13 protein-coding genes and 1 pseudogene are annotated in these 11,004 nt (G+C 39.9%); 1 reads left to right on the plus strand and 13 read right to left on the minus strand.

Annotated elements, in window-relative coordinates; all coding sequences use genetic code 11:
* From HT678_RS05480 to HT678_RS11945, 6 genes and pseudogenes are all read right to left on the minus strand, one after another.
* Positions 1-683: pseudogene (locus tag HT678_RS05480) on the minus strand (IS1380-like element ISSpn5 family transposase); the annotation flags it as partial.
* A gap of 370 nt (positions 684-1,053) precedes the next feature.
* Positions 1,054-1,839: an ABC transporter permease gene (locus HT678_RS05485; protein ID WP_000760734.1), complete on the minus strand. Its 786-nt coding sequence runs from the start codon at positions 1,837-1,839 to the stop codon at positions 1,054-1,056.
* Position 1,840: 1 nt separating this feature from the next.
* Positions 1,841-2,659, minus strand: a complete 819-nt coding sequence (locus HT678_RS05490) for an ABC-2 family transporter protein (RefSeq protein WP_000594191.1) — start codon at positions 2,657-2,659, stop codon at positions 1,841-1,843.
* A gap of 1 nt (position 2,660) precedes the next feature.
* Complete coding sequence (locus tag HT678_RS05495) at positions 2,661-3,653, minus strand: ATP-binding cassette domain-containing protein (RefSeq protein WP_001240784.1); 993 nt, start codon at positions 3,651-3,653, stop codon at positions 2,661-2,663.
* A gap of 400 nt (positions 3,654-4,053) precedes the next feature.
* Positions 4,054-4,299 carry a hypothetical protein gene (locus tag HT678_RS11940; RefSeq protein WP_000643408.1) on the minus strand — a complete coding sequence of 82 codons (246 nt, stop codon included), beginning with the start codon at positions 4,297-4,299 and terminating at the stop codon, positions 4,054-4,056.
* A gap of 413 nt (positions 4,300-4,712) precedes the next feature.
* Positions 4,713-4,922: a hypothetical protein gene (locus HT678_RS11945; RefSeq protein WP_223200444.1), complete on the minus strand. Its 210-nt coding sequence runs from the start codon at positions 4,920-4,922 to the stop codon at positions 4,713-4,715.
* Between the two features lie 165 nt (positions 4,923-5,087).
* Between HT678_RS11945 and HT678_RS11515 the strand changes: the two genes are divergently transcribed.
* Positions 5,088-5,279, plus strand: a complete 192-nt coding sequence (locus tag HT678_RS11515; RefSeq protein WP_054370578.1) for a hypothetical protein — start codon at positions 5,088-5,090, stop codon at positions 5,277-5,279.
* 101 nt (positions 5,280-5,380) lie between these two features.
* Here the strand turns inward: HT678_RS11515 and rplA are convergent, their stop codons facing one another.
* From rplA to HT678_RS05540, 7 genes are all read right to left on the minus strand, one after another.
* A complete protein-coding gene (rplA, locus tag HT678_RS05510) occupies positions 5,381-6,070 on the minus strand; it encodes a 50S ribosomal protein L1 (protein WP_001085675.1) in 690 nt (229 codons plus the stop codon).
* A gap of 207 nt (positions 6,071-6,277) precedes the next feature.
* The gene (rplK, locus tag HT678_RS05515; RefSeq protein WP_001085812.1) at positions 6,278-6,703 is read right to left on the minus strand and encodes a 50S ribosomal protein L11; all 426 of its coding nucleotides are present in this window, start codon (positions 6,701-6,703) and stop codon (positions 6,278-6,280) included.
* 122 nt (positions 6,704-6,825) lie between these two features.
* Positions 6,826-7,542: an LD-carboxypeptidase LdcB/DacB gene (ldcB, locus tag HT678_RS05520; protein WP_172924654.1), complete on the minus strand. Its 717-nt coding sequence runs from the start codon at positions 7,540-7,542 to the stop codon at positions 6,826-6,828.
* A gap of 2 nt (positions 7,543-7,544) precedes the next feature.
* The gene (locus HT678_RS05525; RefSeq protein WP_172924656.1) at positions 7,545-8,015 is read right to left on the minus strand and encodes an HIT family protein; all 471 of its coding nucleotides are present in this window, start codon (positions 8,013-8,015) and stop codon (positions 7,545-7,547) included.
* A 1-nt stretch (position 8,016) separates the two neighbouring features.
* A complete protein-coding gene (locus HT678_RS05530) occupies positions 8,017-9,054 on the minus strand; it encodes a M42 family metallopeptidase (RefSeq protein WP_172924658.1) in 1,038 nt (345 codons plus the stop codon).
* Positions 9,055-9,151: 97 nt separating this feature from the next.
* On the minus strand, positions 9,152-10,477 hold the full coding sequence (gene brnQ / locus HT678_RS05535; protein WP_172924660.1) for a branched-chain amino acid transport system II carrier protein: 1,326 nt from the start codon (positions 10,475-10,477) through the stop codon (positions 9,152-9,154).
* Positions 10,478-10,647: 170 nt separating this feature from the next.
* On the minus strand, positions 10,648-10,935 hold the full coding sequence (locus tag HT678_RS05540) for a rhodanese-like domain-containing protein (protein ID WP_172924662.1): 288 nt from the start codon (positions 10,933-10,935) through the stop codon (positions 10,648-10,650).
* Positions 10,936-11,004: the final 69 nt, after the last annotated feature.

Consider the following 11,004-nt stretch of genomic DNA (forward strand, 5'->3'; position numbering starts at 1 on the left):
AATTTTGGGGTCGCAAAGCCACTATCCATTCGAAAGAGAAGTTGATTAAACCGTTCTAAAACAGGTGTGATAAAGCTGTCTGCCTCTTCAGAACAATAACGATTACCAGGACGAAGCTGGGCATTGAAACAATAACCTGTCTTCCCCTCGAAAGCATAAAGAGGATGATAGCCATGAGCACGATAGTGGGCGTTATAAGCAACACCTTCTTGCTTGCCATAAGCTGTGAAATGGGTAGAATCGATATCTACAATGAGTTGGTTTAGCTGGTGAAACTGTAAAAAGAATGCGACCAATTCAAGGTTGAGGCATCGCAAACTATGGACTGTTTCCTCGTCAGTTCTGGAAAGAAAACGGGATAAGGTTGGCTGTGAAGCAAGCTGCCCTCCTTCCAACAATTTTGGAAAGTAGGCATCAGCTGACAATTCTTTACAAGCATAGTCCGTTCCATAGCCTGTTAACAGTTGAAAGAGGAACTGGACAAGGATATCTGAATCCGAATAACGACAGTAGCGGCGTTGGTCATTCGTTACTAAATACTTAGAAATCCGCTCTTTTAGTTTCAACTGGGAAAAAAGTTCCTGAAAAAAGATAAGACCACCATACTGGGTGAAATGACCTCCATCGAAAGATAGTTGGTAAAAAGACTTGTTTTGGAAGTGATGATTTGGTAAACTGTTCATGTGAGTTTCCTTTCTTTTTGTGTTTTTTTCTACACTTATACCATAAAGGGGAAATTCTTTTTTGTCTAGTAAAAAACACCCATTGGGTGAAAAAAGAAACCATCCAGGATCTAAGCTAAGGCAAGGATTCTGGAGGGTTTTTAGATTAGGGGTGAATAATTGGGGTTAACGGTTATTTATACATATCTATTTTTTCAAATCTTCAGTCATATGTTCACCTGTGACCTAGGCTTTACGAGTGCCTTGCTCTACCAACTGAGATAAATCGGCGATTACACTTACAGTATAGCACTCTGAGAATAGATGTCAAGGAATTTTCATCTCTATTAGAAAAAGCCTGTCCTAAGACAAGGCTTTGAGTTTCTTCATCTTAGGATCCAGCACTTTCATAAGAATCCAAGCCCCTGTCCCATAGTTTCAAGGAAATACCAAAAAAGACAAGGGAAATCAAAATCAAACCTCCAATGTTAAAGAGTACATCCTTGTCCTGCAAAAAATAGCTAGCAGGATAGTAGGCCGTAAAGGCAAAAGGCACGATAAAGCTAATCAACCAACGAAGAAGAGAATTGTAAATCGAAATCGGATACTTTGCAAAATCATTAAACATATAGAAAATGTAAATCATAGCCCCTGACTGCTTGGTCCAAAAAGCGATGCTGGCTGTCGCGATTTTAAGAGAAGTATAAATCAAGGTCGCAAAAGGAATACAGACTAGGAAAAGCAGGAATTTTGGAAGAGTCCAAGCAATGCTGGTCATGGTTGTTCCCAATAAAATACCACCGACCAAGAGTTCGCCTAAGGCATCAATCTGAAAGGTCTCAACCAAGATGTGAAAGAGAGGATTGATAGGACGAGTCAGATACTTATCAAATTCTCCTTTTCGCACCAAGCGTTGCCCCAGTGCCCAGAGATTGTCAAAAAAGAGATGATCCAAGCCCTTAGGAATCAAGGAAAAACCATAGATAAAGGCAATTTCTTGAAAAGTCCAACCTTCTAGGGATGGGATGTGTTGAAAGATGACATTGAGAAATAAGAGATTCAGGCCTTGAGTCAGAAAGACTCCCAAGACACCAACCACAAAATCCACCTTGTATTCCATGATTTGCTTGATGTATTGTCTGATAAAAATCAGATGCATGCGTTGATATTTTTTCATACTAACCTCCTTGAATGGTGATAAAGGACTGGACTCGTTTCCAAATCAACTGAGACAAGCCCACCATCACTAAGAGCCAGAAAAACTGCAAAGCGAGTGCCTGAAGCATCTGATTAGCATCGTATTTCCCAACAATAATCATGACTGGGGTATAAATCAAGGATGAAAAAGGCAGGAAGGACAGAATATCTGCAACAACCTTTGGAAAGAAAGCCAAGGGAATCAAACTTCCAGACATAAAGGCCACTATGGAAGTCTTGAGTAGATTGGAACCCCAAAGATTTTTAAACACAAAGGCTGAAAATCCAAAGCAAATATTAAAGAAAAAGTTAATCAGATAAGCCAAAGTTAGGCTAAAGAGATAAAGGACAGTTAATCCCAGCACTTCTACAATCCCTTGCCCAGATAAGATTTTCATCAAAACAATGACACTTAAAAATGGAAGGCCAACGCTGATAAAAATCAACCACTTGGAACCAAGCTCGGTGAAAAGATAGGAGGCCGCAAAATGCACTGGTCGCAACAAACGCATGATAATGGAGCCATCCTTGACCTCCTCCCCAATCATAAAGGACGAATCGGATCTAGTCAGAAGATTGGTCACAAAACTCATGATGATGTAGAGGGTGATATCCGCCATACTGAAGCCCTGAATCAAAGACTCTTGCGAAGAATCAAAGACAGCCTTCCAGAGATAAAAGGCCACAAAAGCCCCCATGACATCGCCAATCCGATAGAGAATAAAGTTGACTCGGTAAGTAATCAACTCCTGAACCCCTGCATTGATAAAGGGTTTATAACGTCTCCACAATTTGATCATCCTAGAGCTCCTTTCGGTAGAAGCGACGGATAATATCCTCAATATCCGTATCCACCATCTTCAAATCGCGGATTTCAAAATCAGACAGGGTTTGCTTGATAATGTCAGCTGACTGGTAGCGAGAACTATCAAATTCAATGTTGAGGCTGTTTCCTTGTCTATCAATGGTCATATCAGACAGACCTTCATAGTGAGAGACGAGATGACTTTGACCTGGTAGCAGTTCAAAAGAGAGAGTCTTCATCTTACCAAAGGTATCCTTGAGTTGGCTCACCGTTCCATCAAAAATCTCTTGCCCCTTGTCAATCATGAAAATCCGATCACAAAGTTGCTCAATATCACTCAAATCGTGAGTGGTCAAAAGAATGGTAGTTTCTTCCTCTTGATTGATCTGAGTAATTGCCCGACGAATATTATCCTTAACCGAAACGTCCAAACCAATGGTCGGCTCATCTAAAAAAAGAACCTTGGGATTGTGGAGCAAGGAGGCCGCAATATCCGCCCGCATCCGTTGTCCCAGTGAAAGAGTCCGCACGGGATCCTTGATAAAGTCCTTCAAATCCAAGACTTCATTCAAAAAGTCCATACGCTTATGAAAGAGCGAGTCTGGCACATCATAAATCTCTTTTAAGACAGTGTAGGTCTCTTGCAGAGCCAAATCCCACCATAGCTGGGTGCGTTGTCCAAAGACTACGCCAATATCTTTGACATAATCTTGCCGATTGTCCTGGGGAATCTTGCCGTTAATCCGACAAAAACCAGATGTTGGTTTCAAAATTCCTGTCAGCATTTTAATGGTTGTCGACTTCCCAGCACCATTTGCCCCGATAAATCCTAAAATCTGCCCTTTTGGAACTTCAAAGGTCAAATCCTTGACCGCTTCAAAGGTCTGCTTTTCAGGATGAATAAAGGAGCGCAAAGCCCCCTTCAAGCCCGGTTCCTTAACAGTCTTCACAAAATTTTTCTGAAGATGTTCCACTTCTATCATTGCCATATCTATCTCCCTATCATAAGGAATAGCAACATTGTGTTTTTAACTACAAATATTCTAAATCCTTACTTTCTACACCTTCTATATTTTATTACTACAGAAGGCTTTATACCAATCTATTATAGTCCAATAAAAAACAGAATGCAAGCGTTTGCCTATGGATTGTGAAATTAGGATTTCTCTCATAAAATAATACTTTTAATCAAAAATTCAGTTGAATAGTTTAAATTACCAACCTACTCATCTTCTCACCAGAGGGCGGTATTAACTTTGATCATAAAATCGGATACTCCCTCTATCCAGAAAATATGCTCAAAATGATTGTCTCTAAACAATACCTGCTCTTTTACCTCATTCATGAAAAAGAAGTCCATACCCTGAGAATTATCAACTCACGCACCGACTACCTAAACCAACTCGACCACCTCTTTCGTACATGTAGGAAACTATTTTCCTCACAAATAATCTCATTATAAAATCCAATAAATTTTTTTAGCTCACTTGAATATTTTCTTTGTATCGTTTTATCAGCTTCAATCTGATTTAGACTTGTTACCTTGGAACGACTTGAAATAACCTTTGTAAAATAACACTTAAGACTTTCATCATCTCGTATAAATTTTTCAATAGTGATATAAAAAGCTTTCATATGAAAAGCTTTCATATTCTGTTTATAATCAGATATTAATTGATTAATTTTATCATTCTGATGAAGATTCGATACCATAATATATAGCGGATTGAAATAAGATGAGAACAAATTGATTGGAAAAGTAAAATTAATTTCTATAAATGTTTTAGCAATTGTTTAATACTATTTTAGATTCAGTCTACTATACATAAACTAACCTCCTCATTATTAGCAAGGCTTCTACTGATTATAACCTAATTCTTAGACTACTTCAAGACTAACTGTCCAATAATAATCTACAGATAAATCATCCACTCTTAATCAAATTTTATTCAATCCATCTACTCATTCCCAAAAGGTTGCTGTATAATGCAAGACATTTTTCTTACTGCTTTTACTTTTCCTTACCCTCAATTTAGTGAGCTAATAAATTATTCTTCTTCAAAAGGTTGAGATTTATCTAGTAACTCTAAAACATTAATGGTAGGTAGCAACATTGCTTCACTGCTATCAATTGCCGAAACTATTGAAACAATAGAACGTAAATAAGGACAAAGAATAGCAGTACCATTTACGTATAGAATATCGGTGATATTTTCATCTATATTTATTTCAAAATATCCTATTACAGTTACAGATATTTTTTCATGGCATCTTTGTCAACTAAAGAAACACTAAGTTTTACGGCTCCATGACTATAATCATCTGTATGACCAACCTTAACTATGGGATATAATATATCGAAGGTAAATGTGAACAAACTGATTAGGAAATTTAAACCAACTTCTAACAATGTGTTATACTCAATGAAAATCAAAGAGCAAACTAGGAAACTAGCCGCAGGTTGCTCAAAACACTGTTTTGAGGTTGTAGATAGAACTGACGAAGTCAGCTCAAAACACTGTTTTGAGGTTGTGGATAGAACTGACGAAGTCAGTAACCATACGTACGGCAAGGCGACGTTGACGTGGTTTGAAGAGATTTTCGAAGAGTATTAGAAAGCTCGATGGACTATTCCAGATTCATTCCACTAGATTTTGAAATCAAAAAAAGTTGAGACATAGCGTCTTCAACTTTTTTACATTACTTTAACTACTGATTAAAGTGAGTTTACGTCAACTTTGATACCAACACCTTGAGTAGTTGTGATAGTCAAGTTTGTTACGTAAGTTCCTTTAGCTGTAGCTGGTTTTGCTTTTTGGATTGTTTCGTTGAAAGCTTTAAAGTTTTCAACCAATTTTTCAGCTTCAAATGATACTTTACCGATGATTGCTTGAACGTTACCTGCACGGTCAGCACGGTAAGTGATTTTACCACCTTTAGACTCTTCAACTGCTTTAGCAACATCCATTGTTACAGTACCAGTTTTAGGGTTTGGCATCAAGTTACGTGGTCCAAGGACACGTCCAAGACGTCCAACAAGAGCCATCATATCAGGTGTAGCGATAACTACGTCGAAGTCCAACCAACCGTCGTTGATTTTAGCAACAAGGTCATCTTCACCAACAAAGTCTGCACCAGCAGCTTTTGCTTCTTCAGCTTTTGCACCGCGTGCGAAAACAAGAACGCGTGAAGTTTTACCAGTACCGTTTGGCAATACCATTGCTCCACGGATTTGTTGGTCAGCTTTTTTAACGTCGATGTTCAAGTTGTAAGCAACTTCTACAGTTGCGTCAAATTTTGCAAAGTTAGTTTCTTTTGCAAGTGCTACAGCTTCTTCTACGCTGTATGCTTTTGTGCTGTCGATTTTCTCAAGAGCAGCACGAAGTTGTTTGCTTTTTTTAGCCATTTTCTATTCTCCTTGTAAGTGGTTCAATCGATTTTCATCTCCCACGTCACTCCTCGAAATGATGAAGTCTTGCGGGTTTTCAGTCTATTACTTTCCTTTTCCTACAGCCTTAAGTTCCCTTGCTGTACCCAAGTACAAGTATCAGTCACTTGCCTAGTATGAAAAGCAACTAATAGACTGCTGTGAGATTTTCTACTGTGTTATTGATTAGTCAACAACAGTGAATCCCATAGAACGAGCAGTACCTTCGATCATACGCATTGCAGACTCTACGTTTGCTGCGTTCAAATCTGGCATCTTAGTTTCTGCAATTTCTTGTACTTGTGCACGAGTAACTGTAGCAACTTTAGTTTTATTAGGTGTACTTGATCCTTTTTCAACACCTGCAGCTTTTTTCAAAAGAACAGCAGCTGGTGGTGTTTTCGTAACGAAAGTAAATGATTTATCTTCGTAAACTGAGATAACAACTGGAATAATCATCCCAGCTTGGTCAGCTGTACGAGCGTTGAACTCTTTTGTGAATCCCATGATGTTGATACCAGCTTGACCAAGAGCAGGTCCAACCGGTGGAGCTGGTGTAGCTTTACCAGCAGGGATTTGCAATTTTACAAGTTTTTCGACTTTTTTAGCCATTTTTAAATCCTCCTTTGTGGTTTTGGCGGTAATTAGAGATTTTTACCTCCCACAAGTATTCTTTTCACATACCCATCTATTATACACTATTTATCTGGAATTGCAAGAGAAAAGTTTATTTTTTAATCGACGTAATCTCCGCCTTCAAAGCCGTAATACTCTTCCAAACTGAGACCACTTGCAGCAATTTCTTTTGCTTCTTTTCCGACATAACGCAGGTGCCATTCCTCAGCCATATAGCCTGTTTCCTTTTCCTTGCCTTTGAGATAACGGACAACAAAGCCATAATCAGCTGCATGATCCAAAAGCCATTGGGCTGCTTTTTCTTCTGTTACCAAATCACCATCAGTCCCAATCACATCAAAGGCCAAGCCTGTCTGGTGTTCGCTATAGCCAGGTCGAGCAGAATAACGGTCGGCAGCTTCTTTCCCATCTTGATTGACATAATCTTGGTAGAGTTTGGTCTGAGTTTCATAACTTCTAAAGCCACTGTAATGGTCACTGATTGGGAAGCCTGCCTCTTGCATGGCTTTGATGAGTTTGACCAACTCAGCCTTGGCTGTTGGATTTTCCCCCGGATTATAGTCTTTCGACAAAGGATAGTGTTTATTGGCTACGATGATTTCATCGTATTTACCCTGAATGCTATAGTAATCACCTTTATTGACCACTTCTGCTTTGTTCTGGGCAGTCCCTTGAGACTTACTGCCGACTGTGCCATCAGCCTTGGCTGTCTGTTCTGTCTTAGCTTCTCCGTCTTCATTTTTTGCTTTTTCTTGTGAACAAGCTGCTAGACTCAAGGATATCAAGGCTGTCAAGACAAGGTGTCTTTTTTTCATTTCTACTCCTTTATTTCTAATAGTTTATCTACTTCTAACGATAAACGTTTGACTAATCTTTTAATTTCTTCCGGTTTTGCTTGGCAGGTTTCTGCTGTCATTTCTTCAAAGGGAACCCACCAAACTGGACCACGTCCCTTGAGACCGTGGCCATTCATATCACCTCTTTGTCTAGGGAAAAGATGCCAGTGGAGATGGGCATCGCCATTTCCTAGCAGTTCGATATTCATTTTCTCAGCAGCAAAGGCCTTGGCAACTGCCTCTTGGACTAGACTCATTTCTTCGAGAAAACGGAGTCTTGTTTCCTTTTTCAAATGGTGCAATTCCGTGACGTGTTCCTTGGCTAGAAAGAGACTATAGCCTGCAAAATACTGGTGATCTCCAATCACAAGATAGCCTGTTTCCAACTCTTTGACAAAATAGGGATTTTCTCCCTTCTTGATGAGCTCAATTCTCTGGCATATAAGACACATATTAGTCTACCAACGCGCTCTTAATGTAAGCATCAACCATACGCTCTGTTGCGACCACCGAGTCAATATGAGTACGCTCATAAGAATGACTAGACTCGATACCCGCGCCAAGGAGGGCGTGTTTGACCTCTGCCCCTGCGGACATGGCCGCTGAAGCATCCGAACCATAAAATGGATAGATGTCCAGCTTAAAAGGAATATCTTGCTCTTTCGCCAAGGTCACCAAATGTTGACGGAAGTCATAGTGATAAGGGCCTGAGGCATCCTTGACACAGATAGACACTGTGTACTCATCTGTTTGCTGGCCATCGCCCATAGCTCCCATATCAACAGCCAGATATTCGACTACCTGAGCAGGAATATTAGAGTTAGCCCCATGTCCCACTTCTTCAAAGACTGAAAAGGCAAAATGGGTTGTTACGGGCAATTCAATCTTCTCTTCCTTATAAATACGAAGGAGGTTAAGCAAAATCGCTGCGCTGACCTTATCATCCAAATGGCGAGACTTGATAAAACCTATCTCTGTCACGACAGTTCGTGGGTCAAAACTGATAAAATCACCGACCTCAATCCCCAAGGCACGAGTTTCTTTTTCATTTGTTACTTTGGCGTCCAAACGCACTTCCATATTGTCCTGCGTGCGTTCTGCAGTTCCTGCATCCTTATAGACATGGCAAGAAGTTTGGTGGATGAGGATGGTACCTGATAGCTTTTGACCTGTGCTAGCCACATGAACGGTACAGTTTTCTCCTTCAATCATGTTCCAAGGAAAACCACCGATACGGTCCATTTTGAGACGACCGTCTGGTTTGACAGCACGGACAATGGCACCCAGCGTATCTACATGGGCAGTCACATAGCGGTGTTGTTCATCTTTTTGACCTTTAATGGTCACATTGACACCGCCCTTAGCTGTGCGAACCGGCTGGTAACCAAAACCTTCTAAAGTCTTGACTAAATAGTCCGAAATCTCACGAGTGAAGCCTGTTGGCGATGCAATAGCTGTTAGTTCTTTGATATATTCTACTGTTTGATTCATTTCTTCACCTCTTTTGCTACCTATTATAACACATTTATCATCGGATAAAAAAAGAAAACCACTCCTGTAGACTTGACTACAAAAGTGATTTTAGTAATTATTCCATTTCAAAAACATCGCTTTCTTGCTTGTTTGGTAGAACCAATGAGAGCAAGATTCCGACAATGGCTGGAACCAACCATGGGAGTGAGGCCTTGGCAAAAGGAAGAACGCTAACAAGATTTGCAAAAAATTCAACCTTAAAGGAGCTTCCTAGTACGCTTGCAATGCCAATAGCTGTAACAACAGCAATTGTCAACTGCATACCTGGTTTTGAAAGAGCCACGAATTTGTTGACAATGACAATCATAACGATGGCAATGGTGATTGGGTACAAGATAACCAATACTGGAATGGAGTACTTGATAATCGCATCAAGACCCAAATTGGCAATGGCAAAGCCAATCAAGGTAAAGGCTGTCGCATAAACCTTGTAGCTGATTTGTGGGAAGCGTTCATTAAAGAACTCAGCTGTTGACACAATCAGACCAACTGTTGTTGTGAAGCAGGTTACAGTAACCATAGCTGCGAGGAAGAGTTGAGCTGTTGAACCAAATATTTCTTGAGTGGCTTGTGACAAGATGTAAACACCTGGTGTTCCACCTTTCATAGCCTCAGCTGGTACTGGGAAATGATTTCCAAGGAATCCTAAACCAATGTAAAGAGCACTAAAGGCAAGGGCTACAACGATACCAACCACCCAAATAGTCGAAATGTATTCTTTCTTACTTGAAAATCCAAGTTGTTTCAAGGTTTGAACTGCGATTACGCTAAAGGCAACTGAAGCAAGGGCATCCAAGGTATTATAACCTTCTAGGAAACCTGTACCAAAGGCAGAAGCTTGATAAGCAGCTGAAGCAGCTTGAGGACTTGTTCCACCGTATTTGATAGCTCCTAAAACAACCAAGATAACGATCAAAATCGCAAAGACTGGCGTTAAAATACGTCCAATGCGGTCCAAGATTTTTGATGGATTGAGCGAAATTAGATAGGCTGCTGCAAAATACAGAATCGTAAAGACAATCAAACCAAGACCTTTATTTGCATCCGACAAAAGGGGGCTAATCCCTACTTCGTAAGCTGTTGTAGCAGTACGTGGGATAGCAAAGAATGGACCGATTGACAAGTAAAGAACTGAGAGGTAAAGAGTCGCAAACCAAGGCGCTATCTTTGTAGAAATCTCGTAGATATATCCTTTAGGATTTAGCGTTCCAATAATAAGAGTCAAGACGGCGATACCGACACCTGAAAAGACAAAACCTGCGATGGCAGGAAGAAAATGTTCTCCAGATAGAGCACCCAGAGAAGGCGGAAAAATCAAGTTCCCCGCACCAAAAAATATTCCAAACAGGAGTAAACCTGTTAGGGCACCTTTTTTAGCCATGAAAATCTCCTTCATATTTATAAAATACTGACCTAGTATATCATGAATAGGAGTATGAAAAAAGCTTCATGAAGTAAATATTGAATGTTTTCAAGATTCTTAAAAATAAGAATTATCTAAAAATAAAATCCCCTACCCAGTCCACACTAAGTAGGAGAAAATTCTAATATTTAAAGTTCTTCAAAGGCCATCATGCCACCTTGCACATTGATAACCTCATAACCTTGTTCTGATAAGAATTGGCAAGCACGCGCCGATCTCATTCCAGATTTGCAAATAACATAATGTAACTGGTTCTTATCCAACTGATCATAGGTATCAGCCAATTGACTAAGTGGTAGGTTGTGGGCACCTTCTAAATGAAGAGTTTCAAATTCGTCCACTTCTCTCACGTCCACTAGAGAAAGTTGGTCGTTTTGATAAAGCTGGTAAAATGCGTCAAAGGTTATTTCTTTCATTCTTTTTCTCCTAATACTCTTCAAACCACGTCAGCGTTGCCTTGCCATAGGTATGGTTACTGACTTCGT

This window comes from Streptococcus sp. 3167 (genome assembly GCF_013277175.1).
Lineage (GTDB): Bacteria > Bacillota > Bacilli > Lactobacillales > Streptococcaceae > Streptococcus > Streptococcus pseudopneumoniae.

Coding starts and splice junctions, on each gene's coding strand:
- HT678_RS05485 (WP_000760734.1), bottom strand. CDS start 1,839: ATGAAAAAATATCAACGCATGCATCTGATTTTTATCAGACAATACATC.
- HT678_RS05490 (WP_000594191.1), bottom strand. CDS start 2,659: ATGATCAAATTGTGGAGACGTTATAAACCCTTTATCAATGCAGGGGTT.
- HT678_RS05495 (WP_001240784.1), bottom strand. CDS start 3,653: ATGGCAATGATAGAAGTGGAACATCTTCAGAAAAATTTTGTGAAGACT.
- HT678_RS11940 (WP_000643408.1), bottom strand. CDS start 4,299: ATGAAAGCTTTTTATATCACTATTGAAAAATTTATACGAGATGATGAA.
- HT678_RS11515 (WP_054370578.1), top strand. CDS start 5,088: ATGAAAATCAAAGAGCAAACTAGGAAACTAGCCGCAGGTTGCTCAAAA.
- rplA (WP_001085675.1), bottom strand. CDS start 6,070: ATGGCTAAAAAAAGCAAACAACTTCGTGCTGCTCTTGAGAAAATCGAC.
- rplK (WP_001085812.1), bottom strand. CDS start 6,703: ATGGCTAAAAAAGTCGAAAAACTTGTAAAATTGCAAATCCCTGCTGGT.
- ldcB (WP_172924654.1), bottom strand. CDS start 7,542: ATGAAAAAAAGACACCTTGTCTTGACAGCCTTGATATCCTTGAGTCTA.
- HT678_RS05525 (WP_172924656.1), bottom strand. CDS start 8,015: ATGTGTCTTATATGCCAGAGAATTGAGCTCATCAAGAAGGGAGAAAAT.
- HT678_RS05530 (WP_172924658.1), bottom strand. CDS start 9,054: ATGAATCAAACAGTAGAATATATCAAAGAACTAACAGCTATTGCATCG.
- brnQ (WP_172924660.1), bottom strand. CDS start 10,477: ATGGCTAAAAAAGGTGCCCTAACAGGTTTACTCCTGTTTGGAATATTT.
- HT678_RS05540 (WP_172924662.1), bottom strand. CDS start 10,935: ATGAAAGAAATAACCTTTGACGCATTTTACCAGCTTTATCAAAACGAC.